Raw genomic sequence first — 24,410 nt, forward strand, 5'->3', positions numbered from 1 at the left:
TGCAGCGCTTATACCTACACGCTGCATCTTTTATATTAATGTGTTTTACACTTTTCGTACAGACCTTTTTCTTTGATTACTTTAATAAGTGTTTCACCAATTACAGATGGTGTGTCTGCAACTTCAACGCCAGCAGCGTTAAGTGCTTTAATTTTCTCAGCAGCAGTTCCTTTACCGCCAGAAATAATGGCACCAGCGTGGCCCATACGTTTTCCTTCAGGAGCTGTTTGCCCACCGATGAAGCCGACAACAGGCTTCGTCATGTTTGCTTTGATCCATTCAGCAGCTTCTTCTTCGCCAGTTCCGCCGATTTCACCGATCATGACAACTGCATATGTCTCAGGGTCTTCATTGAATGCTTTTAGCACGTCGATGAAGTTTGTTCCATTTACTGGGTCTCCACCGATACCAACAGCAGTCGTTTGACCAATGCCAGCTTGGCTTAATTGGTGAGTAGCTTCATACGTCAGTGTACCTGAACGTGAAACGACGCCAACATGACCTTTTGTATGAATGTAACCAGGCATGATACCGATTTTACATTCGTCTGCCGTGATAACACCTGGGCAGTTCGGTCCGACAAGACGTGTTTTCTTGCCTTCCATGTAGCGCTTCACTTTTACCATGTCTAGGACTGGGATATGCTCTGTAATACAGATCGTCATATCAAGATTTGCATCTACTGCTTCTAAAATTGCATCTGCCGCAAATGGAGCTGGTACATAAATAACAGAAACGTTTGCGCCTGTTGCTTTTACCGCTTCTTCAACTGTGTTGAATACAGGTACGCCTGCCGCTTCAGTTCCGCCTTTACCTGGCGTTACACCACCGACGATTTTCGTACCGTATTCAAGCATTTGTTGTGTATGGAAAAGTGCCGTAGCACCTGTAATTCCTTGTACGATTACTTTTGTATCTTTGTTAATAAAAATACTCATCGTTTGTCCCTGCCTTTCTTAACCTACGAGTTCAACAATCTTTTTCGCACCGTCTGCCATTGTGTCAGCAGCAATGATGTTCAAGCCTGATTCGTTCAATAGTGCCTTACCTTTGTCGACATTTGTACCTTCCAAACGAACGACTAATGGCACTTGAAGACCTACTTCTTTTGACGCAGCAATAACACCCTCAGCGATAACGTCACACTTCATGATGCCACCGAAAATGTTAACAAAGATTCCTTTAACATTTGAGTCTGAAAGGATGATTTTGAATGCTTCTGTAACTTTTTCAGCCGTTGCACTACCACCAACGTCAAGGAAGTTAGCAGGTGAGCCGCCGAAGTAGTTAATTGTATCCATAGTCGCCATCGCTAAACCCGCACCGTTTACCATACAACCAACGCTACCATCTAATGAAATATAGCTCAGGTCATACTTAGATGCTTCGATTTCTTTTGGATCTTCTTCGTCGAAGTCACGAAGCTCTTGAATGTCTTTATGACGGTAAAGTGCACTGTCATCAAAGTTGAATTTCGCGTCAAGTGCAAGTACATCGTCCCCACCAGTTACAACTAACGGGTTAATTTCAACGATAGATGCATCTTTTTCAACGAATACTTGATACAATCCAAGCATGAATTTCACTGCTTTGTTAACAAGATGTGTAGGGATATTCATGTTGAATGCCATGCGACGTGCTTGGAATCCAGTCAATCCTACTACTGGGTCGATGACTTCTTTGAAAATCTTTTCAGGTGTTGCTTCTGCAACTTCCTCGATATCCATTCCGCCTTCTTCAGAACCCATTAGCGTTACACGGCTTGTACCGCTGTCAAGGACAAGTCCAAGATAGTATTCTTTCTTAATGTCAGAACCTTCTTCGACAAGAAGACGTTTCACTTCTTTACCTTCAGGACCTGTTTGGTGAGTCACAAGTGTCTTACCAATCAATTCCTCAGCATAAGCACGCACTTCGTCAAGATTTTTTGCAATCTTAACGCCGCCCGCTTTCCCACGGCCACCTGCGTGGATTTGTGCTTTTACAACGATAACGTCCGTACCGAGCTCTTTCGCCGCTTTAACTGCCTCTTCAGGAGAGAAAGCAACAAGGCCGTTAGAAACAGCTACACCATATTCTCTTAGTAGCTGTTTACCTTGATATTCATGGATATTCATCTTACATCCTCCAATCGAACTTGTAACTCATAATTTACTTGCCTTAACCATTGTAGTAAACATGTCATACAATGTCCACAACTACATTGTCGAATCTAGTGATTTATTGCAATCAATTTAGGAATCCTTCTTCTTTTTAAGTCCATGCTCGCGATCGATTTGATAAATATAGGCAAAAACCTCAGATACTGCTTTATATAACTCTTCTGGAATCGATTCATTAATATTCAATTGTCCTAAAATTTCTACAAGGCTAGGATCTTCCTGAATCGGAATATCATGTGCTTTTGCTTTTTCTACAATATTTTCAGCAATTTTCCCTTTCCCCGCCGCTATTACTTTCGGTGCACTGGCCGAATTCGGATTATAAGAAAGAGCAACCGCCTCCTTTCGGACGTGCCCCTCAGTCGTCATATTCGAAAATCAACTCCTTGTCCATCTGTTAGGATACTTTTTTTCATTTTCGACATTTTTTCCTCTTCCTCGATGAAATTCTTGAAAAAGACAGCCGATAATTTGTAGCCAGCTGCCCCAAGTCCCTCTTTCAGCTTATGCTGTAGAGGTGCCGCAACTGCCTTGAGCGTATCATCCGCATTGAAAACCGTCACCGAGATGACCCTGTTTTGAACCTGCATGTCAATTACCGTCTTATCAATTGATCCAAGGTCGAGATAAAAGAGAATTCGTGCAAAGTCAGGATCAATTTTTCCATTGTCTTTCATACGACCATTCCACTGTAATGTCGCATCAATCCGCTTACCGAAAAACTCTAACGGTACTTGCATAATGAGCTGATGTTGAACACCATTTTCTCCTGATTGAAGAAGAGGACCATTCATCCTCATGACAACAGTTTCTGCCGCCTCACGCAATGCTGGCGATACGGTTAGGTCTTGCATTAATGCTAACAGCTGCGGCTTGAGTGTTTCCGCAAGACGCCCAACATCAGCATCTTTGCCAAGGAGCCCCGCTTCATAATTGAGTCCAAATGACCGCATAACCGTTTGCAATGCCTCTTTTACCGCTTTACCGTCAACTGCTGCGGCAACCGCTGTTTCAGCTGTTTGTAGTGCCTTTTGGATCGCACCATTGTCGGAGCGTTCTGCCGCTTGGACAAGTGTTGCTAACTTTTCAGCCCCTTGCTGCGGTGATTGTTGACCGAGTAAAGTAAGCAATTGTTCTTTAAAACCTTGGGCTGGTGTATGCATCTGAAGCTGTGTAGAAATCGCATTCTCGGCCGTCCCCCGAATGAGTGCATGGCTAAATTCTTGAACTAGCTTCGTTGCTGCATCAGCAGCTGGAGGTGTGCCCATCGGACGGTCAAGAATTGCCATTAGTACTGCTTTCTGACTAGTATTTATCGTTGGTTCGGCCGCAATAAGCACTTTTAACGTTTCAATGGATGCTTTCATCTGCGCAGGAGACGCGTTGCCCATTTGTTTCAGGAGGGTTGCTATTTCTTGCATACTTTGTGCAGACTGCAAGGGTGCTTGGGTTTGAATTGGTTGAGCGCTTATCTGATTTGTCTGCACTGTCCGAGTTACATTCGCATCCAACGAGGTCTCCGCACGTCCGCTATCACCATTAGTCAACAGAGAGGCGAGGACTTGTTGCAAGTTCGCAAGCGATGTTTGCTGCGGTAAAATCCCTGCACTTTTCAACATTTGCAAAATAGAAAATCGATTTTCCGAGCTCTCCGTATCGCTGAGTAGTGTTAGTAACGATTGACCTAGAAGCGCACCTCCAGTCGCTTGCGCCATCGGTTTAGCCATTTTGTCTAGCGCAGCAAGGATGACATCTTTTACTTGTGCAGAAACAGCTGAGTCTGCCATCAATGCCGTTTTGAGCGAAGTCAAAACGGCGTGTAATCCCTCTTTCGTTTCGACGCCTAACAATGAACGAAAAATCGTTTCATTGAAAGGTAATTTTAATTCAACTATCTTCTGTATGGACGCAAGTGCTTCATTCCTGGCAGCAGCAGGCACACTTTTTAGCATAGCTTCCGCTTCAAGCAAGTTCTCTCTTGTCATCGTAATTTTATTTTTCATCACAGTCGTTAAAAGTGCTTGCATTTCTGGTGTCTTCGGTAATTGCATCGCGTCCATAAGGCCACCCAATTTAGGGGCTTGTCCTTCGGCTGTCTGTGTAGGTCCCGATATGATTTTCAATTGCAGTTCCGGTTCCACTGCTTTCACTTGAAAATAATAAGAATCGCCGGCTTTCATAGGCACTTCCAGTTTGGCAATTAACTTTTGATTACCAATTTGCACTTCCGCCACTTGACCCGGGAAAAGTTGTTTGATTTGCCCATGGAACATCTGTCCTTCGTTCATCACAAGTGGTTTGGCTTGGACAGCGGTTAGCGTTACTTGGCTCGTTATGGGTGCGGACGTCGGAAAACTCATCGGCTCTTCCTCCCTTCTGCAATCATTGATTTAACGGGTTCAAAACTTGTGCGGTGGTGTTCGCATGGTCCGTGTATATGTAAGGCTTCTACATGTTCCGCTGTTCCATATCCCGCATTTTTTTCGAAATGATACTCGGGAAAATCAGTATGTAACTGATCCATAATGGCATCTCTTGTTGTCTTTGCGATAATAGAAGCTGCCGCTACTGCTAAGCTCTTTGCATCGCCTTTGATGACGGACTCAGTCGGACAATCTATGTCGAGTGCCATCGCATCTACAATGACAAAGTCAGGCTTAACAGGTAGCGCCTTTACTGCTTGTTCCATCGAATCTCTTGTTGCGGCGTAAATATTCAAGTCATCAATACTACGAGCTGATTGAATATGTGTCGAACAGGCAATCGAAACGTTATGAATAAGCTCCGCCAACCGTTGCCGTTCCACTTTCGAAATGCTCTTCGAATCATCAAGCCCAACTAATTCTGGGACTTCTCGCGGTAAAATGACCGCAGCCGTCACTACCGGCCCCGCTAGCGGCCCTCTACCAGCTTCATCAACCCCAGCAACCATCGCTCCTTCAAACGGCGCAAATGACTTGTCAAACGCCATTTTCGCCATATGCTCTTGCATCATCATTTGTTTTTTATGATATTGACGTTGCCATCTAGCCAACGCATTTTTTACGCCCGCCCTCGAGTCTTGCCCGAGTTCTGCCATCCACGGCGCAGGTTCTTCGGCCTTCTGCAACATTTCTATAATGTCTTTTATTGTTGTCATTGTAATCACCTTCCAGCACTCGATGTCATGTCGCCCTACTACATATATCGGCTATTCACAGCGCTTTTCTACCCATATAATAGGAAAGGCCGATAGCCTCGGAAATAAGTTCCGTATCGGCATCGGCCTAGTCATTTTGGAGTTGGTCAGCTGTGAAGTCAAATGTTAGTTTACCGAGATATTCGTTGCGTATATCACGAACGATTAGCTCTGCTACTTTATCATATTCAACTTCTCCACCTGTCGTATACACTTTACGAAGTGAACCGATTTGATTGAACACTTGAAGAATGTCGTCGCCAACAGTTGTTAAACCGTATCTTTCTGACAGCCGGTTAGGATAATGCGCTTCAAGAAAACGCAGACCGTAGACAGCCAAGTCCTCCATATTGACGATGGAGTCTTTGATAGCACCTGTCAACGCCAGTTTATAACCTGCATCTTTGTCTTCAAACTTCGGCCAAAGAATCCCTGGTGTATCGAGCAACTCAAGTTCTTTTTCAAACTTGATCCACTGCTGGGCTCTGGTGACACCAGGTGTGTTTCCTGTCCTAGCAATGTTTTTCTTCGCAAGTCGGTTAATCAATGTTGATTTCCCGACGTTCGGGATCCCAACAATCATCGCTCGGATTGCACCTGGGCGAATGCCTCTCTTGCGCATCCTCTCTAGCTTCGGTTCCAATATTTCTTTCGCAGCCTTAATAACCGTCTGAAGACCTTTGCCTTCGAATGAATTAATGGCAACAGCACGATCACCTCGCGCTTCAAAATAATGGATCCAACGTGCAGTCTCCGTTTCATCTGCCAGGTCCATTTTATTCAAAATAAGCAGTCTCGGTTTCTGATGGATGACCTCATCAATCATTGGATTTCTAGATGACAGCGGAAGCCTTGCGTCAATCAATTCAAAAACGATATCTACAAGCTTCAGCTGCTCGGTTACTTCGCGGCGCGCTTTCGCCATATGCCCTGGGAACCACTGAATTGTCATACTATGAACACCTTTCTTATTTAACGAACCCGAAATCTTCGATTGGCCAAAATACAATATTCGTATTGCCAATGATTTCGTCAATTGCTACGGCTCCAATGTGTCTGGAATCCTTACTTTTTCTTCTATTATCCCCAAGAACAAACACATGACCTTCCGGGACTGTTGTACGTTGAATTTTCTCTTCAAGCGTGAAATCTTCTGTTAGGGGACTATCCGCAACTTCTGCTTTGTATTGATCAAGATAAGGTTCCTCAAATGCCTTGCCATTAATGTACAAAACGTCATCTCGATACTCCACTTCGTCACCAGGAAGTCCGATGACTCGTTTGATGTAATCTTTCTGTTCAGGCGCGTGGAACACGACAATATCAAATCGGTCCGGTTTACCAATTGTGTAACCAATTTTGTTAACAATCATCCGGTCCCCATTCTCAAGTGTTGGCATCATCGATTCTCCATCTACAACAATCGGTGTAAATAAGAATACACGAATAATTGCTGCAAGCCCGAACGCGATTAATAGCGCCTTCATCCATTCCCATGTTTCGTTTTTCTTCTTCTCTTCATTCATCGCCAAAGCCTCCCGCATACTTCTGTCCTTATTGTACAGTCTATTCAATTTTGAGGCAAAAAGAAAGGAGGCCTTTTGTTGGCCTCCTGCATCTTTGTTTTATCGAAGTTCTTTGATACGTGCAGCTTTTCCGCGTAGACTGCGAAGGTAGTACAATTTCGCACGACGTACTTTACCACGACGAATTACTTCAAGTAGAGTGATTTTTGGTGTGTGTACAGGGAATGTACGCTCAACACCAACACCGTTAGAAATTTTACGAACTGTGAAAGTTTCACTAATTCCGCCACCACGACGTTTGATAACAACGCCTTCGAATAGCTGGATACGCTCACGCGTTCCCTCAACGATTTTCACGTGCAAACGAACTGTGTCTCCCGCACGGAATGATGGATGATCTGCACGAAGCTGATCTTTTGTAATGTCTGCAATAAGTTGTTGCATAATTTTTTCTCTCCTTCTCCACAGACGCTCATGCATCTCTTGCCTTTGCAGCGGAACATCAGTCAATATGTACTCCCCATAGAAGTACAAATTAAATAATAGCACAAAGGACAAGTCGGTGCAAGACGAGTCGTTTATTTTTGTTGTTGATTTAATTGCTGAAGCAATTTGCGTTGATGGTCAGTAAGTGGCGCGTCTTTGAGCATGTCCTTGCGCCGTTCAAATGTCCGGAGAAGAGATTGCTCTTCACGCCATTGATCGACTTTGGCATGGTTGCCGGATAATAATATCTCCGGCACTTCCATGCCTTTGAAATTTGCCGGCCGCGTGTATTGTGGATGTTCGAGCAAGCCATTAGAAAATGAATCGAGTACAGGCGAGTCTACGTTACCTAGTACATTCGGTAGCAAGCGAACAACACTGTCGATGACAGCCATCGCAGCGATTTCTCCACCCGTCAGAACGAAGTCCCCAATGGATAGCTCATCTGTCACCAGATGCTGGCGTATCCGCTCGTCGTAGCCCTCATAATGGCCGCAAATAAAAATGACATGCTCTTCTGTCGACAGCTCTTCTGCTTTCTTTTGCGTAAAGCGTTCCCCTTGAGGGCACATAAGAATGACACGGGGGCGTTTTTCAAGCCCCTCAGACAATGCTTCTACTGCCGCAAAAATCGGTTCCGGCTTGAGCACCATCCCCGCTCCACCACCATACGGATAATCATCGACTTTGTGATGCTTGTCCGTAGAGTAGTCACGGAAATCGGTCACTTCAAAAGATACCGCATCATTGGTTTGCGCTTTTTTCATAATAGATGAATGAAGTACACCTTCAAACATTTCCGGAAACAATGACAGGACATCGATTTTCATCATGACAGAAGTCCTTCCATCGGATCAATGATAATTTTTTTAGAATCAATATCTACTTCTTTGACAATGTCTTCAATATAAGGAATATAATGCGGCTTCCCTTTTTCTGGCGTTACTGTCCAGACATCATTGGCACCTGTTTCAAGAATTTCCGTTACTTTACCGATATTGACGCCTTCAGTCGTGAAAACTGTACAACCGACAATTTCATGGTAGTAGAACTCATTTTCATCCAGCTCACCTAGGTCGTTTTCCGATATTTTGAAAACACCGTTGCGATACTTTTCAACATCATTGACATTAAAGTGATTTTCAAACGTCAGCAAATCAAAATTCTTATGCTGACGATGACTTGCCACAACTAGGTAAATAGGTGTTTTACTGTCGGGCATAAACAGCGCAAGCTTATTGCCTACTGTATAGCGTTCTTCCGGAAAATGCGTGCGTGAAATCACACGTACTTCCCCGCGAATACCATGTGTATTGACGATTGTTCCTACGTTAAACCATTGCATACGTACACCGTCCTTTTATTTTTTATAAGCAAAAGGGAAGGAACATAGGCTCCTTCCCTTTTCATATCAATCTACAATATCGATATAAACTTTCTTGCCGTGGTGACCGCCTGCTGCTGAATAAACAATAGTGCGTATCGCTTTCGCCACACGCCCCTGCTTGCCGATAACTTTTCCCAAATCTTCAGGATTTACGGCTAGTTTGTAGATGACACGATTATCGTGCTCATCCATTGCAACCCGGACATCCCCGGGATAATCGACTAACGGTTTGACGATTGTTTCAATCAGCTGCTTCATGTGCACCCCTCCTGATTACCCCGCATTAACGGGCAGTAAAACTCCACTTTCATAGCTAGAATTGAATCTCCAGACATTACGTAGGCGTTAACTGCCCGTAAATGCCCGATTGGTTCAACTAGCAATCAGTGGGTGAGAAAATCCCCACTGATTGCAGTTTCACTTTACTTACCGTGTTTAGCGTTATGGAATTTCTCCATGATACCTTGGTCAGAAAACAGATTACGAACTGTATCAGATGGTTTCGCACCATTCTGAAGCCATTTAAGCGCTAGCTCTTCGTTGATTTTTACTTCCGCTGGTTTTGTAAGCGGGTTGTAAGTACCAACTGTTTCGATTTGACGACCATCACGTGGTGAACGTGAATCTGCTACAACAATACGATAGAAAGGAGTTTTCTTTGCTCCCATACGTTTAAGACGAATTTTTACTGACATTTTTACTTGCACCTCCGAATAGTTTCACACAAGATAGTATATTATCAAGCTTTTTGATGTTTGTAAAGTGTTTTTTCTTAACACCTTAAAATTCTTTTAAAAATCGTGGATTTTATTTAAAAAACGCGTCAAATCCAGGCATTTTATTTTTCTTTTTACCTTTTTGTTGCATGTTCGACATTTGCTTAACCATCTTCTTCATGTCTTCGAATTGCTTCAGTAATCGATTAACGTCTTGAATAGTCGTCCCAGATCCTTTGGCGATTCGCTTACGGCGATTGGCGTTGATAATGTCAGGTGTAGTACGCTCCGCCGTTGTCATTGACTGAATGACTGCTTCAACGCGCCCCATCTGACCTTCATCAACTTTGGCATTTTCAAGGCCTTTGATTTTATTGGCACCCGGCATCATTTTCAATAACTCGTCGAGCGGCCCCATTTTTTTCACTTGCTGAAGCTGGTCGAGGAAGTCATCGAGCGTAAATGATTGCGTTCGGAACTTTTGTTCAAGTTCTTTAGCCTTTTCTTCATCCACATTCTCTTGCGCTTTTTCGATGAGTGACATAACATCGCCCATCCCAAGAATTCTAGACGCCATACGCTCTGGATGAAATGGTTCAAGTGCATCCATTTTCTCACCCATACCGACAAATTTAATAGGCTTGTCAGTAACTGAACGTATAGAAAGTGCCGCACCACCTCGTGTGTCTCCATCCAATTTCGTAAGAACAACACCTGTGATGCCAACTGTTTCATTGAAACTTTGCGCGACGTTAACAGCATCCTGCCCTGTCATTGCATCAACCACGAGGAATACTTCTTCCGGCTTGCTAAGATCTCGAATGTCTTGTAGCTCTTGCATCAGTACTTCATCAACATGAAGCCGCCCTGCCGTGTCAATGATGACAACGTCATGGTGTTCTCTTTCCGCTTCTGCAAGTGCTTGGCGAACGATTTCAACAGGAGATACATCCGTTCCAAGTGAAAAGACCGGTACAGTTAACTGTTTGCCAAGTGTTTCCAACTGTTGAATCGCAGCTGGTCTGTAAACGTCCGCTGCTACAAGTAGCGGTTTTTTGTTGTGTCGCTTACGAAGAACGGTTGCCAATTTCCCGGATGTCGTCGTTTTCCCTGCCCCTTGCAGACCGACCATCATAATAACTGTCGGAGATTTCCTGGCAAATTGAATGGGATTTTGTTCGCCACCCATCAAATTTGTCAGTTCATCTTTAACGATTTTGACCACTTGTTGACCAGGTGTTAGACTTTTCATAACATCTTGGCCAACAGCCCGTTCACTTACTGTTTTAACAAACTCTTTAACAACTTTTAAATTGACGTCTGCTTCGATAAGTGCGAAGCGCACTTCACGCATCATTTCTTTGACGTCTGCTTCGCTGATTTTCCCTTTGCCCGTTATTTTCTGTAGCGTCCCTTGCAGGCGCTGGGCTAAACCTTCAAATGCCATGCACAGAGCCTCCTCTACTCATGATCTTTTAGTTCAATCAACAGTTCTCTAATCGTTGCCGATTGTTCGTCTGGATCGGTTATGAGCTGTTCCAGACGGTCCACAATTTCTAACCGTTGTTGAAACTTCGAAAACAAGTTTAACTTCATTTCATAGTCTTCGAGCATTGCCTCTGTCCTACGCACATTATCATAGACAGCTTGTCGTGATACGCCGTATTCTCCTGCAATCTCGCCGAGCGAAAAGTCTTCCAAGTAATATAATTGCATATACAGTCTCTGTTTATCAGTCAAAAGCGACTGATAGAAATCAAAGAGGAAGTTAATGCGTGTTGTTTTTGCAAGCACGATAAGTCTTGCCCCCTCGCCTGTTTCTTCCTATGTCATCATAGTATGACCATCGTGTACTGTCAAGCTAAATTACTTGTCTGATTCATCCTGCTGCTGTTCCAATTCCAGACCATCTGCAAAAAGACCATAAACATATTTTTCCGGATCAAAAGGTTGCAAATCGTCTACTCCTTCACCAAGACCGACGAATTTCACAGGGATATTCAATTTATTTCGAATAGCAAGGACGATGCCCCCCTTTGCTGTGCCATCTAGCTTTGTCAAGACAATACCAGTGACATTTGTTGCTTCCTTGAATGTCTGCGCTTGGACCAATGCATTTTGACCTGTTGTTGCATCAAGTGCAAGGAGCACTTCATGTGGCGCTCCCTCTACTTCTTTACTAATGACACGATGCACTTTTTCAAGTTCATTCATCAAGTTAACTTTGTTTTGGAGCCTACCAGCCGTATCGCAAATCAAGACATCAACATTACGATTTTTCGCAGCACGGATGGCATCGTACATCACAGCCGCCGGATCGGATCCTTCTGATTGACGGATCACTTCAACACCGGCACGTTCACCCCACACGACGAGCTGATCAATAGCCCCAGCTCGGAATGTATCTCCAGCCGCTAGCATGACCGTCTTCCCTTCTGCCATCAGTCGGGCAGCCAATTTGCCGATGGTAGTCGTCTTACCGACACCATTCACCCCAACCATTAACACAACAGTCAATCCATCTTCTTGGATATTTAAGTTGCTATCAATTTTTTCTCCAGCCTCATATATTTCGACAAGTTTTTCTGAAATAACTGACTGAATACCTGCTGTATCTTTAATGTTTTTTCGTTGTACTTCGAGCTTTAGTTGATCAATCAATTCCATAACTGTTTCAAAGCCAACATCAGCTTGCAACAGTAGTTCTTCTAATTCCTCAAAAAACTCCTCGTCGACTTCACGAAAACGTGCAACTAGGTCGTTTACTTTTGAGGTAAATGTGTCACGCGTCTTCGCCAAACCATCCTTAAATTTCTCAGTTACCGCTTCATTTGTACCTGTGATTTTCTCTTTTAACTTCTTGAAAAAAGACATGCTAATCCACTCCCTTACATAATTGCTTCTTCTGGTACCTCAGACAGCTTGACCGAAATGAGTCTGGACACACCCGATTCCTGCATCGTAATTCCATAAAGCACGTCAGCCCCTTCCATCGTTCCTTTCCGATGGGTAATGACGATGAATTGTGTGTTCTCAGAGGATTTCCTCAAATATTTACTGTATCGTATGACATTCGCTTCATCAAGCGCCGCTTCCACTTCATCAAGAATACAAAACGGCACAGGTCGAACTTCGATGATGGAGAACAACAAAGCAATCGCCGTCAATGAACGTTCGCCACCTGACAGCAAACTTAAATTCTGCAATTTCTTCCCTGGAGGGCGTGCAACGATTTCTACACCCGTTTCCAACAAATTATTCGGTTGTGTGAGGATTAAATCAGCATCCCCGCCGCCGAACATCTCCTTAAACACTTGACGAAAACGATTCTGAACAGCATTGAATGTCGTCGAGAAACGCATGGTCATTTCCGCATCCATCTCGGACATCGCTTCGCGAAGCGTGTTTTTGGCTTCTATTAAGTCATTGCGCTGCTCGTTTAAAAATGTATGGCGCTCTGACACTTCCAAAAACTCTTCAATAGAACCAGGATTGACGGGCCCTAAGGCTGCTAGTTGCTGTTTTAACTCCTCAACCTTTTCCCTCGTTTGCTGCACTTCAAAATCAACGAGGAGAATTCCATCTGGATACAATCCATAATCATCCAACAGCCGTTGCGTGATGGCCTCATATTTCACTTCAAGACGTGAGATGATGACAGACAGTCCATTCAATGCGGAAATAACTTCACCCGAGTGCTCTCTGAGCTGCCGCAGCAACATGCCTTTCCCTTCAAGTTGAGTGGAAAGTTCCGCGCGTGTTTCTCGACCTGTCATAATCGCTGTTTCAATTAAACTTCTTTCGGCAGACGCCTTGTCAATTTGCGCAACAATCTCTTCGGCCGTTAACTCTCGGCCATCTTCATTCCCTGCGAAAAACTGCATTTGATCCTGCAACGAAATTAGTTTTTGCTCAGCCTGGCTAGATGCATGTTGCATTTCATCGATTAAGGATTGTTGATGCACCTTTTGCTCACGTAGGACAGCCGCTTGCTCGCGTAATTCATTGTAACGGCTTGTTAATGTGGCTTCTTCGTTTCTCCAATTGGAAGCAAGGCGTTCCAGTGTTGCTACTTCCGACTGGATCACGTCCAACTTGTTTTTCACCTGCGCATGATTTTCCAGTAGTGTTGATTTCTTGTCCAATAACTCGGAGCCCGTATGTTCAGCGCCGCGTCTTCCCAAATCCGTCGATGCAATATCTGCTTCAACGGACTGGATGGCTATTTCCGACTCACGAATGCTGGATTCTGCCGTTGCAATATCGATTTGTAGGCTGTCGCTTAGTTTCCGGAATCGATCCGCATCGTGTAAATTTTTCGCAACAACCATTTTTGTATCGCCAATTGTCGTTGTGGCAGATTGGATGGATTCAGCCATGCGAGCAAGCTGTACCTGCAATGTTTCAAGCTCCGCTTTTCGTGAAAAGACTGAAGCCTGTCCTTTAACGCCGCCCCCGGTCAGGGAACCACCTGCATTGACAATATCACCGTCAATCGTCACAACACGGAAACGATAACCCAGTGCCTTCGCGATAGCCGATGCACCTGCCAGTGTTTTGGCAACAATTGTATTACCAAGTAAGTTTTCAGTAATGATTGCATAGGCTGCATCAGCTTGTACAAGGCGATCCGCAGTGCCGATGAATTCCGGATGTTGCTCCACGGCACGCAAAGCTGACGGCTGAATCTTCCGCGACTTCATGACATCTCGTGGCAAGAATGTCGCTCTCCCCGCATTCTTTGCCTTTAAATAAGCAATAGCCTTTCTCGCTTCCAGCTCAGTCGCTGTGACGATATGTTGCATGGCACCACCAAGTGCTGTTTCCACTGCTTTAATATAGTCTTTATCAACAGAAATTAATTCTGCTACCGCCCCATCAATCCCCGCTAGCTTCCCAGATTTCTTCGCAACTAGCACTTCTTTGACTCCTGAATAGAAACCGGAAAAATCCGCTTCCATACTTTCAAGTGCATGTACTCTACCACGCATTTCATGTTGCTTGTTAAGCGCTTTTTGCACAAGGTCTTGTTGCACATTGAGGTCATCTTCTGTCTTCCGTAATACCTTTGTTACTTCACGATAAGCTGAATCTGCTTTTGCTAACTCTCGCTTCAATTCAGCTAATGCAGCCACTTTTACAGACTTTTCTATCGTGAGTTCTTGAAGTTTCTCTTGAAGAATAGATGTCTGTTGTGAAATTTTTTCAGATGAAGTTCGTTCCCCTTCGAGACGCTCCTCAATATGTTTTAAATCATTACGAATAGTCGCTTCCTCGTTCAACCGATCGATATAAGTCGATTTTAACTCTTCGATTTGTTGTTCGGTTTCCTTGACGGAGCGCTTTAAAATTTGAGAAATGCCATCCATTTCAATAGTTATTTTTTTATGTTCACTTTGCGACAAGGCTAATTTTTCATGGGCTGTCGCGAGTTTTGCAGCAAGCACCAACTTATCCTGTTCAGTTTCAACAAGTTCTCGTTGAATCCTTTCGAGCTGTTGGTCGCTATTACGACGCTTTTCTAATGATAAAAGACGTCTACCTTCCCATTTTTCAGCCTCCGCACTCGCTTCGACAAGCTGCTTTTGTAGGTCATCCAATTGTTCGTCAATCACAACGAGCTGTTGGGTCAGGGAAGCGGACTCTTCATCCGCCACCTTGATATCTGCTTCAAGCCGCCCTTTATCTCGTTCAAACTTTTCCGCTTCCTCTACTTTAACGACTATGTCATTCCGTAGATTTTGTGCATCGTAATTGAGTAAGCAAACATCCGCTTCACGTGTTTCCTCTGAAAGCACTTGATGTTTCTTGGCTGCTTCCGCACTTTCTCGTAGAGGGCCGATTCGCGAATCAAGTTCCTTTAATATATCGAGAATACGATCTAAATTATCCTCGGTCTCAAACAGCTTGTGCTCGGCTTTCTTTTTTCTCGTTTTATACTTGAGTACTCCAGCCGCTTCATCGAAAATACTTCGTCTATCCTCTGGACGACTGTTCAGAATTTCATCAACACGGCCTTGTGAAATGATAGAAAACGCTTCTTTTCCAAGTCCCGAATCCATAAAGACATCGTTGACATCTTTCAAACGACATTGTTGACCGTTTAAAAGATATGCACTTTCCCCAGATCGAAACACACGTCTACTGACACTTATTTCCGTATAATCCAGCGGAAACAGCCCTTTGCTGTTATCGAGAATAAGCGTCACTTCTGCAAAATTCAGCGGTTTCCGCGAATCACTTCCTACAAATATGACATCCTCCATCTTCGCACCACGGAGGGATTTAGCTGACTGTTCGCCAAGCACCCAACGGATTGCATCTGTAATATTACTTTTCCCACTGCCATTCGGACCGACAACAGCTGTTACACCTGGGACAAAATCAACGCCAACCCGCTCGGCAAATGATTTGAATCCCATAATTTCAAGTCTTTTCAGAAACACAATCAGTTCTCCCCTTCAGCCTGGCGACTCTTTAGTTCTTGAATCGCATGGCGAGCAGCTTCTTGTTCGGCTTCTTTTTTTGATTTCCCAAGACCTGTTCCAAGTTCTGTCTCACCAAGGCGGACCACCGTCACGAATTTTTTCGCATGGGCAGGTCCTTTCTCCTCAATGATTTCATACTGGAGTTGACCATTATTTTTCTGCTGAACAATTTCTTGTAGACGACTTTTATAATCCATCACATGCGAAAAAGCACCGACACTGATTTTCGGAAATACGACTTTTTCAAGAAACGGGACGACGGCTTCCATTCCTTGATCTATGTACAACGCGCCGATAAATGCCTCAAATACGTCTGCTAGCAAGGCTGGGCGCATCCGTCCCCCTGTTTGTTCCTCGCCTTTTCCTAGGAGAATATAATCTCCAAAATGGAGCTCGCTAGAAAACTTAACGAGGGAAGGTTCGCAAACAATCGCGGCCCTTAGTTTCGTCAGTTCCCCTTCACTCATGCCAGGCTCTGTCGAATAAAGGAACCGGGACACACCGAGTTCAAGTACGGCATCCCCTAAAAATTCAAGTCTTTCGTTATCAGTGAAATTTTTTCTCCGATGCTCATTCACATAAGATGAATGCGTGAACGCATTGTACAGTAACGCATGGTTTTTAAAATGAATATCCAATCTCTGTTGCAACTCATCAAACTTATTGCGTATTGTGATTGGAAGTGTTGCAGTGGTAGTTCTTCCATTGTTTCGTCTACTATTCATAACCGATTCTGCCTTTCAGTACATAATGATATAATTTTAACCTTTTCTCGGGCTTTGTGCAAAAGAGAATCGTGAAAGATGGAAAAGAGACTCTTTCATCCTTTCAAGTAGAAAGGATGAAGGAGTCTCATCAGGAATGACTATTAGTTGATTTTTGATTCGATATACGAAACTGTATCTCCTACAGTCGTTACCTTTTCAGCATCATCATCAGAAATTTCCATTTCGAATTCATCTTCTAATTCCATAACAAGTTCTACGACGTCCAATGAATCTGCGCCGAGATCGTCACGGAAAGAAGCTTCTAATTTAACTTCGCTTTCATCGACACCAAGGCGATCGACGATTACTTTCGTTACACGTTCAAGTACTGTTGACAAATTTGTCACCTCCCCTCAATGGTTTTAACTTTGTTCAGTAGAATACTACTTTTATTACATTACCATTCCACCGTCTACATGGATAGTCTGTCCTGTAATATAAGCGGCATCATCTGATAATAAAAACGCAACCGTTTTTGCTACATCTGCTGGACTTCCTAGCTTACCAAGTGGAATAGCCGTTAACATTTGGCTTTTCACGTCTTCATTCAACTCATCTGTCATATCCGTCGTAATGAAGCCAGGAGCAACAGCGTTGACATTGATATTACGTGAAGCAAGCTCTTTGGCCACTGTTTTTGTAAAGCCGATGACGCCCGCTTTTGCCGCAACATAATTCGCCTGACCCGGATTCCCCGAGACACCAACAATCGATGCAACGTTGACAATTTTGCCGGCACGCTGCTTCATCATTTGTCGTGTGACACCTTTCGTGCATAGGAACACACCTTTTAAGTTGATGTTGATGACGTCATCCCACTCATCATCTTTCATTCGCATCAGTAAGTTATCTCTTGTAATCCCCGCATTGTTAACGAGTATATCAATTGAGCCAAAGGTTTCTAACGTTTGATCGACCATCGCTTTCACGCTGTCGGCATTGGAAACATCCGCTTGAATCGCAAACGCTTCTCCGCCAGATTCCGTGATCAATTGAACGACCTCTTCAGCCTTGTCCTTGCTACCACTGTAGTTAACAGCAACGCGCGCGCCTTCTTGCGCCAGTAGCAATGCGATTTCTCGACCAATTCCGCGTGACGCTCCTGTAACAATTGCCACTTTCCCTAAAAACTTGCCCATTACGACCACCCTTTCGAAGCTTCGATAACAGCTTGTAACGTCTCTTCATCATAAACCGGCAGTATTGTAGCACTGCGATCTATCTTCTTAACGAGTCCACTCAATACTTTACCTGGGCCACATTCGATGAAGTGCGTGACACCTAGTTCGAGTAGTGTTCGAACGGAATCCTCCCAAAGTACTGGAGAATAGAGTTGTTCAACGAGTAAGCCTTTTATGTCATCAGCATGTGTGACTGCAGATGCATTGACATTGGCAATGACCGGAATGGTTGCATCTGTCATCGTTATTCCATCTAACGCAGCACGTAACTTTTCCGCCGCTGGTTTCATCAGTGATGAGTGGAACGGCCCACTGACATCGAGTGGAATCGCTCTTTTTGCGCCCGCCTCTTTTAGCTGAACACAAGCTTTTTCGACGCCGACTTTCGTTCCCGAGATCACAATTTGCCCCGGACAGTTCAAGTTAGCCGGTTGGACAGCAAAGCCCTCAGCTGTAATCGCATCCGTCACTTCTCTCAGCTTGTCACCCTCAAGTCCGAGAATAGCTGCCATTGCCCCTTCGCCTGCTGGAACTGCTTCATTCATAAACAAACCACGCTGATGAACGACAGAAACACCGTCTTCAAACGACAGTACGCCCGAAGCAACTAGCGCCGTATATTCCCCGAGACTGTGTCCAGCCGTATAATCCGGTGTAACACCAGCTTCTACTAACCTTGCGGCAATCATCGAGCCAACCGTTAGTAGCGCAGGCTGTGCGTTGTAAGTAAGCGTCAATTCGTCTTGCGGACCTTCCGTAATCAGCTGGCTTAGTTGAAAATCAAGGACACGGTCTGCCTGCTCAAAGAATTGCTTACTGTTGTCATAAGTTGCTGCCAATTCTTGTCCCATACCAACTGTTTGCGAGCCTTGTCCTGGGAAAATAAATGCCACTTTCGTCATTGTATATCCACCTTTCTTACCGTTTCACGAATCGTGCCACAAACATCATATTGCGCCATCGTTCTAGCTTGTCGAACGGCATTCAAGATGGCATTCGCATTGGATGAACCATGTGCTTTAATAACAGGCGAATTTAAGCCAAACAATCCCGCTCCACCATATTCTGTATAATCCATTTTGTTCTTCAAGCCACGTAAATCATTTTTCACTAGCGCAGCTGACAGCTTTGTTTTCACCGAAGCACCGTATACTTCTTTCAGCATAGAAAAGAAAGCACCCGCAGTTCCTTCGATCGTTTTTAACACGACATTACCTGTAAAGCCATCTGTTACGACGACATCCGCCACACCGGTCAATAAATCACGTGCTTCCACATTGCCAATAAAGTTAATCGGCGCTTCTGACAGAACAGCAAACGCCGCTTTTGTCAATTCATTGCCTTTACCTTCTTCAGTGCCAATATTGAGTAGACCTATACGCGGATTGTCGATGCCGCGAACTTTTTCAGCATAAATGCTTCCCATCACTGCATATTGCCCTAGTTGAGATGGTTTGGCATCTGCATTGGCACCTAGATCTAGCATAACAAAACCTTTGCCATCAACCGTTGGAAGTGTTGGAGCAAGTGCTGGACGCTCAATGCCGTCAATTCGTCCTACGACGAACAAACCTGCAGCCATCAGCGCACCTGTATTCCCCGCCGACACACATGCCATCGCTTCCCCGTCTTTAACTGCTTGCGCCATTCTGACCATGGATGCATCTTTTTTCCGACGGATCGCGCGAACTGGCTCATCATCCGCCTCAATTTTCTCTGTACAATGAATCACTTTTAAACGCTCATGTTGTTGAAGAAAAGGTGACATGGCCTGCTCATCACCATAAATATGTATGTGTATGTCATCGAATGCAGCGAGACTTTCCAATGCACCGGCAATAATTTCACCGGGCGCATGATCCCCACCCATTCCATCTAGCGCTATTATCATCTAGTTCCCACCTACTTCCTATCTGTCGTCCGAAACATATAAAACTCTCCTGTGAATACCGTTTCTTCACCGACTGTTGAAACAACTTCAACGAGTGTCCGTTTTTCCAACAAGCTTTCTTTTTTTACTTCAGCGCGCGCGACAACTCTGTCCCCCGCTTTCACAGGTTTCAAGAAGTTGATTGTCGATTTCACTGTCAACGCCAAATCATCATCCATAACTGCAACGGCAAGTGAATTGGCTTGAGCAAAAAGATGATGTCCCCGCGTAATGCCATTTCGTTGGAAAACGTGATCTGTCGTCACATCAAAAATGGATAGCGCTTTTTTATCAAGTTCTATATCAATAATATCTCCAATAATTTCATCGGAATGAAGTGACTTCACTTCTTCTTTCATCGTGCGTGTTGCGACCGTTTTTAACCGTTCCCTTAGTTCAGGGATGCCGCCTTCCAATCGATCCAATCGAATCGTTTGTACACTGACCGTAAAATGTTCCGATAGTTCCCCATCCGTTAAGAATGGATTTTCTTCGAGCAACAATCCAAGCTGTCGTTGCCGTTCCTTTTTAGGCATTCTCAATCATTTCACCTTCCGGATTAGCACTTGGTACTAATAGTAGTATATAAAGATGGAAAAGAGAATGCAAGTATAGAAATACGGAAGGCGCCGTTTTATGGAATACAACCTACATTCGCCGCGTCCTGCGGCAACAAGGAGGGATGTAGTTCAATCCTTCCTCCCTGTAGGCCCGTGGCAGGTATATGACAGATTGCCGAAGAGTGCCCTTTGCCTCACAGACGAGCTGACTTATGTCCAAACATCTGACGCCTGGAGCTAGACACCATAGAAATGCAGAAGATGTCTCCAACTCAATTATCTTAATCCAATCTCTCCATACTAAGCGCACCTGATTGCTCCAATTGTGACTTCAAAATGCTATACTCAGGATCTTCCCAGAAATGATTCGACGCCAATAGTTGTTCCGCATCTTTTCGCGCTGTTTCCAGTGCCCTATAATCATGAACGGGATCAGCCACTTTAAATTCAGGCATACCGCTTTGCTTTCTGCCGAAAAAATCGCCTGCTCCTCTTAGTTCCAAATCCTTTTCCGCTAAAACAAAACCGTCATTCGTTTCAGTCATAATCTGCATCCGTTCTTTGCCTTCCTCCGTTTTCGGATCGGCTAGCAGAACACAGTAAGACTGGTCTGCACCGCGTCCCACACGCCCCCTCAGTTGATGGAGCTGGGCAAGCCCAAATCGCGTGGCATCATAAATAAGCATAAACGTCGCATTCGGCACGTTGACGCCGACTTCTACAACAGTCGTCGACACAAGAATATGAATGTCCCCATCACTAAATTCCCGCATAATCGCATCTTTATCGTCCGCGTGCAAACGGCCATGCATAAGGCCGACCTTGTATTTACCCGCGAAATGACTAGACAGTTGACCGTGTACATCTACTGCATTTTGAACGTCCAGCTTATCCGATTCTTCGATTAATGGACAAATAACATACGCCTGTCGTCCCGCACTCAGCTCTTTTTCCATCTTGCGTAAAACGGGAAGTAGCGAATCTTCCTTCAACCAATGCGTTTCAATTTTCTTGCGTCCAGCAGGCAATTCATCCAGAATCGACACATCCATTTCGCCAAATGCAGTAATGGCGAGCGTCCTTGGAATAGGGGTCGCTGTCATGAAGAGGACATCTGGATTTAATCCTTTATCTCGTAAAATACGCCGTTGCTCGACACCAAAACGATGCTGTTCATCTGTGATGACCAATCCAGGGTTACTAAAAATGACATCCGGCTGGATGAGTGCATGTGTACCGATTAACAAATCGATTTCACCTAGTTCTAGCTGTTCAAGCAAGGCCTTTCTTGCCTTCACTTTTGTTGAACCTGCTAGAAAGGCCACCGTGACGCCATGAGGCTCCAGCCACTCTGCAAGTGAAGTCGCATGCTGCTCGGCAAGGATTTCTGTTGGCGCCATTAGCGCTCCTTGGAAACCTGCCGTGGTAGCAGCGTATAAAGCAATGGCTGCGACAACGGTCTTGCCCGATCCAACATCCCCTTGCAACAGACGGTTCATCCGTGTTGGACTTTTCAGCTCTGTACATAATTCATTGACGACGCGTTTTTGAGCACCCGTTAATTCAAACGGTAAACTGGCGATGAAGGCTTTCACCTTCGCCAGATCATAGTCGACGGCAACGCCTTGCTCTGCCTCTTTCCGCGCTTTTTTCATACCAAGCATTTTCAGTTGGAACATAAGCAGTTCCTCATAAACAAAGCGCCTTCTGGCATGCTTAACATCCCCGGGACTCGTTGGAAAATGGATCATTTCAAGCGCCTGTCCGATACCAGGTAAGCGATAAGTCTCGCGAACGTCCAAAGGGAGCGATTCTTCATGTTGCCCGACTACCGTATCCAACGCGTTGCGCATAAAACGGCGAAACGTCTTTTGGTGCATGACGCCTTTCAAGCTGTATACGGGTTCAAAATCGGCTTGCTCCGTCTTTGGACCTTCTTTAAAGTTGCTGACATTAATAACTTGCCTGCCCCGATCCCACTTCCCTGTGACCGTAACAATCATGCCTGGCGCTAGACGATCCTTTAAATAATGTTGATTGAAAAAGACCGCCTTCACAAGATGCCTGCCGGCAAGAAGACGGATTTGCAGACGGGATCTGCTTTTCCCTAAAAATAGAACGGAAGGCTCACTTTCGACCCTTCCTTCAATCGTCACCCGTTCATTATGTGGTGTTTCAGTCAAATCTTTCAATCTAAAATCCTCATGACGATACGGGAATGTCATGACAAAATCGTGAATGGAGGAAATCCCGAGCGCTTCTAGCTGTTCGCCCGTCGATTTCCCAACTCCTTTTATCGTCGTAACTGCATCATATAGTGACGACGTCACTGTCAGCCTTGTCCTTCCCAAAGATTTTAGCTTCCAACGCTTTACCTGTCGCCGTAGCCGCCAATCCGCCTTTTGCTGTTTCCCGTAGTGCAGAAGGCATGGTTTGACCGATTTTATGCATCGCTTCAATGACTTCATCTGTCGGAATACGACTAACGATACCTGCGAGCGCCATATCTGCTCCAACGAGCGCTTTAGCCGCTCCCATTGCATTACGTTTAACACATGGCACTTCTACAAGACCTGCAACCGGGTCACAAACAAGACCAAGCATGTTTTTCATGACAATGGAAAATGCCTCGGCGCTTTGTTGAGGCGTACCACCCGCCATTTCAACAATAGCAGCAGCAGCCATTGAACCCGCTGACCCCGTTTCAGCCTGACAACCACCTGCTGCACCTGAAATCGATGCATTATTCGCGACGATAAAACCGAATGCACCCGATGTAAAGAGATAGTTAATCATTTGCTCTCGTGTTGGGTTCAATTTATTTTTCACAGCAAATAATGTACCCGGCACAATACCCGCTGCACCCGCAGTTGGTGTTGCACAAATCGTACCCATCGCTGCATTCACTTCATTCGTGGCAACTGCTTTGCTAACCGCATCTAACAGTAAATCGCCAGACAACCCTTTGCCTGTCGCTATATAGTTTTGAAGAAGGACCGCATCTCCACCCGTTAAACCCGACGTCGATTGAACACCTTGAAGCCCCCTATCGACTGCATTTTCCATAACCGTCAAATTATTATCCATTTGTGCGATAATATCTTCTCGCGACCGTTTTGTAATAAGCATTTCTTGTTCAATCATAATTTCTGAAATAGGCTTCTGTTGTGACTCTGCTAGTGCTACAAGTTCTTTAACTGAACCAAATAAAATTTCCATGTATGTTTTCCTCCTTAATTCGCTAACGTTGAAACTTGCGTGACATGCGATATAGCTTTTAATTCATTAAGCAAAGTATCATCAATCATCTGATCTACTTCGATGACCATAAGTGCCATTTCCCCTTTTTCTTTGCGACCGACTTCCATATGCGCGATATTCATGCCCTGCTTTGCAATCACATTGGAAACGCTTGCAATTACACCCGAACGGTCATCATGAACAACAAGGAGCGCTGGGTAATGGCCTGATAATCGTAGCGGGAAACCATTCAAATCGACAACTTCCATCGTCCCTCCACCAATCGAAATACCCGTTAACTCCATCGTACCTTGGCTGTCCCCAATGACAAGGCGTGCCGTATTTGGATGAACAGCCTCTTCCTCTTCAGCAATGAAGTCAAACGTCATACCTAGTTGCGCAGCTTCTTCAAATGCTGTTTTAATGCGTTCATCAAAAGTATCATAGTCTAGCAATCCCCCGATAATTGCAACATCCGTACCATGACCTTTATATGTTTGTGCGAATGAACCATAAAGATGGATTCGCGCCCATTCAGGTTGTCGTCCAAAAAGTGTCCGGGCAACCCGGCCAATTCGTGCTGCGCCAGCAGTATGTGAAGAGGATGGTCCAATCATGACCGGTCCAATAATTTCGAAAACAGATCTATATTTCATAAATGCCTATCCCCTTTAACGTTAAGATGTTGTAATGCTCTTGTTCATTTTACACGAAAGAATGGTTTAAAACAAAAAATGTTGTTTTTTGACTCAATCATGAAAGAAGCAGTACGCCTATGATACGGCGCAC

24 protein-coding genes and 1 pseudogene are annotated in these 24,410 nt (G+C 44.6%); all 25 read right to left on the reverse strand.

Annotated elements, in window-relative coordinates; all coding sequences use genetic code 11:
• Positions 1-35: 35 nt before the first annotated feature.
• Positions 36-938 (reverse strand): succinate--CoA ligase subunit alpha, encoded by a 903-nt coding sequence (gene sucD, locus R2B72_RS05890; RefSeq protein WP_318615442.1) that lies wholly within the window; start codon positions 936-938, stop codon positions 36-38.
• Positions 939-956: 18 nt separating this feature from the next.
• Positions 957-2,117, reverse strand: a complete 1,161-nt coding sequence (sucC, locus tag R2B72_RS05895; RefSeq protein ID WP_318615444.1) for an ADP-forming succinate--CoA ligase subunit beta — start codon at positions 2,115-2,117, stop codon at positions 957-959.
• A gap of 117 nt (positions 2,118-2,234) precedes the next feature.
• Positions 2,235-2,531, reverse strand: a complete 297-nt coding sequence (locus R2B72_RS05900; RefSeq protein WP_318615445.1) for an EscU/YscU/HrcU family type III secretion system export apparatus switch protein — start codon at positions 2,529-2,531, stop codon at positions 2,235-2,237.
• Positions 2,528-4,522: a hypothetical protein gene (locus R2B72_RS05905; RefSeq protein ID WP_318615446.1), complete on the reverse strand. Its 1,995-nt coding sequence runs from the start codon at positions 4,520-4,522 to the stop codon at positions 2,528-2,530. The genes R2B72_RS05900 and R2B72_RS05905 overlap by 4 nt, the downstream gene beginning before the upstream one ends.
• Entirely contained in the window at positions 4,519-5,301 is a 783-nt protein-coding gene (locus R2B72_RS05910; RefSeq protein WP_318615447.1) for a ribonuclease HII, read from the reverse strand. The genes R2B72_RS05905 and R2B72_RS05910 overlap by 4 nt, the downstream gene beginning before the upstream one ends.
• A 127-nt stretch (positions 5,302-5,428) precedes the next feature.
• A complete protein-coding gene (ylqF, locus tag R2B72_RS05915; protein ID WP_318615448.1) occupies positions 5,429-6,292 on the reverse strand; it encodes a ribosome biogenesis GTPase YlqF in 864 nt (287 codons plus the stop codon).
• Positions 6,293-6,308: 16 nt separating this feature from the next.
• Positions 6,309-6,866 (reverse strand): signal peptidase I, encoded by a 558-nt coding sequence (gene lepB, locus R2B72_RS05920; RefSeq protein WP_318615449.1) that lies wholly within the window; start codon positions 6,864-6,866, stop codon positions 6,309-6,311.
• A gap of 99 nt (positions 6,867-6,965) precedes the next feature.
• A complete protein-coding gene (gene rplS / locus R2B72_RS05925; protein WP_318615551.1) occupies positions 6,966-7,310 on the reverse strand; it encodes a 50S ribosomal protein L19 in 345 nt (114 codons plus the stop codon).
• Positions 7,311-7,444: 134 nt separating this feature from the next.
• Complete coding sequence (gene trmD, locus R2B72_RS05930; RefSeq protein ID WP_318615552.1) at positions 7,445-8,182, reverse strand: tRNA (guanosine(37)-N1)-methyltransferase TrmD; 738 nt, start codon at positions 8,180-8,182, stop codon at positions 7,445-7,447.
• Positions 8,182-8,697: a ribosome maturation factor RimM gene (rimM, locus tag R2B72_RS05935; protein ID WP_318615450.1), complete on the reverse strand. Its 516-nt coding sequence runs from the start codon at positions 8,695-8,697 to the stop codon at positions 8,182-8,184. The genes trmD and rimM overlap by 1 nt, the downstream gene beginning before the upstream one ends.
• 66 nt (positions 8,698-8,763) lie before the next feature.
• Positions 8,764-8,997: a KH domain-containing protein gene (locus R2B72_RS05940; RefSeq protein ID WP_318615452.1), complete on the reverse strand. Its 234-nt coding sequence runs from the start codon at positions 8,995-8,997 to the stop codon at positions 8,764-8,766.
• Between the two features lie 164 nt (positions 8,998-9,161).
• A complete protein-coding gene (rpsP, locus tag R2B72_RS05945; protein WP_203246201.1) occupies positions 9,162-9,434 on the reverse strand; it encodes a 30S ribosomal protein S16 in 273 nt (90 codons plus the stop codon).
• 112 nt (positions 9,435-9,546) lie between these two features.
• Entirely contained in the window at positions 9,547-10,902 is a 1,356-nt protein-coding gene (gene ffh / locus R2B72_RS05950; RefSeq protein ID WP_318615454.1) for a signal recognition particle protein, read from the reverse strand.
• 14 nt (positions 10,903-10,916) lie between these two features.
• Positions 10,917-11,249: a putative DNA-binding protein gene (locus R2B72_RS05955; RefSeq protein WP_318615455.1), complete on the reverse strand. Its 333-nt coding sequence runs from the start codon at positions 11,247-11,249 to the stop codon at positions 10,917-10,919.
• Positions 11,250-11,321: 72 nt separating this feature from the next.
• Positions 11,322-12,329, reverse strand: coding sequence for a signal recognition particle-docking protein FtsY (gene ftsY / locus R2B72_RS05960; protein WP_318615456.1), 1,008 nt, complete (start codon positions 12,327-12,329; stop codon positions 11,322-11,324).
• Between the two features lie 14 nt (positions 12,330-12,343).
• Positions 12,344-15,901 carry a chromosome segregation protein SMC gene (smc, locus tag R2B72_RS05965; protein ID WP_318615458.1) on the reverse strand — a complete coding sequence of 1,186 codons (3,558 nt, stop codon included), beginning with the start codon at positions 15,899-15,901 and terminating at the stop codon, positions 12,344-12,346.
• Between the two features lie 2 nt (positions 15,902-15,903).
• Positions 15,904-16,668, reverse strand: a complete 765-nt coding sequence (rnc, locus tag R2B72_RS05970) for a ribonuclease III (RefSeq protein WP_318615460.1) — start codon at positions 16,666-16,668, stop codon at positions 15,904-15,906.
• A gap of 143 nt (positions 16,669-16,811) precedes the next feature.
• Positions 16,812-17,048 (reverse strand): acyl carrier protein, encoded by a 237-nt coding sequence (locus R2B72_RS05975; RefSeq protein WP_203246195.1) that lies wholly within the window; start codon positions 17,046-17,048, stop codon positions 16,812-16,814.
• A gap of 54 nt (positions 17,049-17,102) precedes the next feature.
• Positions 17,103-17,849, reverse strand: coding sequence for a 3-oxoacyl-[acyl-carrier-protein] reductase (gene fabG / locus R2B72_RS05980; protein WP_318615461.1), 747 nt, complete (start codon positions 17,847-17,849; stop codon positions 17,103-17,105).
• Entirely contained in the window at positions 17,849-18,793 is a 945-nt protein-coding gene (gene fabD / locus R2B72_RS05985) for an ACP S-malonyltransferase (protein WP_318615462.1), read from the reverse strand. Before fabD ends, fabG begins: the two co-directional genes overlap by 1 nt.
• Positions 18,790-19,782 (reverse strand): phosphate acyltransferase PlsX, encoded by a 993-nt coding sequence (gene plsX, locus R2B72_RS05990; RefSeq protein ID WP_318615463.1) that lies wholly within the window; start codon positions 19,780-19,782, stop codon positions 18,790-18,792. The genes fabD and plsX overlap by 4 nt, the downstream gene beginning before the upstream one ends.
• Before the next feature lie 11 nt (positions 19,783-19,793).
• Positions 19,794-20,363 (reverse strand): transcription factor FapR, encoded by a 570-nt coding sequence (gene fapR / locus R2B72_RS05995; RefSeq protein WP_318615464.1) that lies wholly within the window; start codon positions 20,361-20,363, stop codon positions 19,794-19,796.
• Positions 20,364-20,662: 299 nt separating this feature from the next.
• A pseudogene (gene recG, locus R2B72_RS06000) lies at positions 20,663-22,756 on the reverse strand (ATP-dependent DNA helicase RecG); the annotation flags it as partial.
• Entirely contained in the window at positions 22,692-23,600 is a 909-nt protein-coding gene (sdaAA, locus tag R2B72_RS06005) for an L-serine ammonia-lyase, iron-sulfur-dependent, subunit alpha (RefSeq protein ID WP_318615465.1), read from the reverse strand. The gene sdaAA and the pseudogene recG, both read right to left, overlap by 65 nt.
• Positions 23,601-23,614: 14 nt before the next feature.
• Positions 23,615-24,277 (reverse strand): L-serine ammonia-lyase, iron-sulfur-dependent subunit beta, encoded by a 663-nt coding sequence (gene sdaAB, locus R2B72_RS06010; protein WP_318615466.1) that lies wholly within the window; start codon positions 24,275-24,277, stop codon positions 23,615-23,617.
• Positions 24,278-24,410 lie beyond the last annotated feature (133 nt).

Origin of the sequence: Sporosarcina sp. YIM B06819 (assembly GCF_033485175.1) — a bacterium.
GTDB lineage: Bacteria > Bacillota > Bacilli > Bacillales_A > Planococcaceae > Sporosarcina.

What these genes read in the sequence shown, in the direction of transcription:
- sucD (WP_318615442.1), bottom strand. Translation starts at nt 938, where the DNA reads ATGAGTATTTTTATTAACAAAGATACAAAAGTAATCGTACAAGGAATT.
- sucC (WP_318615444.1), bottom strand. Translation starts at nt 2,117, where the DNA reads ATGAATATCCATGAATATCAAGGTAAACAGCTACTAAGAGAATATGGT.
- R2B72_RS05900 (WP_318615445.1), bottom strand. Translation starts at nt 2,531, where the DNA reads ATGACGACTGAGGGGCACGTCCGAAAGGAGGCGGTTGCTCTTTCTTAT.
- R2B72_RS05905 (WP_318615446.1), bottom strand. Translation starts at nt 4,522, where the DNA reads ATGAGTTTTCCGACGTCCGCACCCATAACGAGCCAAGTAACGCTAACC.
- R2B72_RS05910 (WP_318615447.1), bottom strand. Translation starts at nt 5,301, where the DNA reads ATGACAACAATAAAAGACATTATAGAAATGTTGCAGAAGGCCGAAGAA.
- ylqF (WP_318615448.1), bottom strand. Translation starts at nt 6,292, where the DNA reads ATGACAATTCAGTGGTTCCCAGGGCATATGGCGAAAGCGCGCCGCGAA.
- lepB (WP_318615449.1), bottom strand. Translation starts at nt 6,866, where the DNA reads ATGAATGAAGAGAAGAAGAAAAACGAAACATGGGAATGGATGAAGGCG.
- rplS (WP_318615551.1), bottom strand. Translation starts at nt 7,310, where the DNA reads ATGCAACAACTTATTGCAGACATTACAAAAGATCAGCTTCGTGCAGAT.
- trmD (WP_318615552.1), bottom strand. Translation starts at nt 8,182, where the DNA reads ATGAAAATCGATGTCCTGTCATTGTTTCCGGAAATGTTTGAAGGTGTA.
- rimM (WP_318615450.1), bottom strand. Translation starts at nt 8,697, where the DNA reads ATGCAATGGTTTAACGTAGGAACAATCGTCAATACACATGGTATTCGC.
- R2B72_RS05940 (WP_318615452.1), bottom strand. Translation starts at nt 8,997, where the DNA reads ATGAAGCAGCTGATTGAAACAATCGTCAAACCGTTAGTCGATTATCCC.
- rpsP (WP_203246201.1), bottom strand. Translation starts at nt 9,434, where the DNA reads ATGTCAGTAAAAATTCGTCTTAAACGTATGGGAGCAAAGAAAACTCCT.
- ffh (WP_318615454.1), bottom strand. Translation starts at nt 10,902, where the DNA reads ATGGCATTTGAAGGTTTAGCCCAGCGCCTGCAAGGGACGCTACAGAAA.
- ftsY (WP_318615456.1), bottom strand. Translation starts at nt 12,329, where the DNA reads ATGTCTTTTTTCAAGAAGTTAAAAGAGAAAATCACAGGTACAAATGAA.
- rnc (WP_318615460.1), bottom strand. Translation starts at nt 16,668, where the DNA reads ATGAATAGTAGACGAAACAATGGAAGAACTACCACTGCAACACTTCCA.
- fabG (WP_318615461.1), bottom strand. Translation starts at nt 17,849, where the DNA reads ATGGGCAAGTTTTTAGGGAAAGTGGCAATTGTTACAGGAGCGTCACGC.
- fabD (WP_318615462.1), bottom strand. Translation starts at nt 18,793, where the DNA reads ATGACGAAAGTGGCATTTATTTTCCCAGGACAAGGCTCGCAAACAGTT.
- plsX (WP_318615463.1), bottom strand. Translation starts at nt 19,782, where the DNA reads ATGATAATAGCGCTAGATGGAATGGGTGGGGATCATGCGCCCGGTGAA.
- sdaAA (WP_318615465.1), bottom strand. Translation starts at nt 23,600, where the DNA reads ATGGAAATTTTATTTGGTTCAGTTAAAGAACTTGTAGCACTAGCAGAG.
- sdaAB (WP_318615466.1), bottom strand. Translation starts at nt 24,277, where the DNA reads ATGAAATATAGATCTGTTTTCGAAATTATTGGACCGGTCATGATTGGA.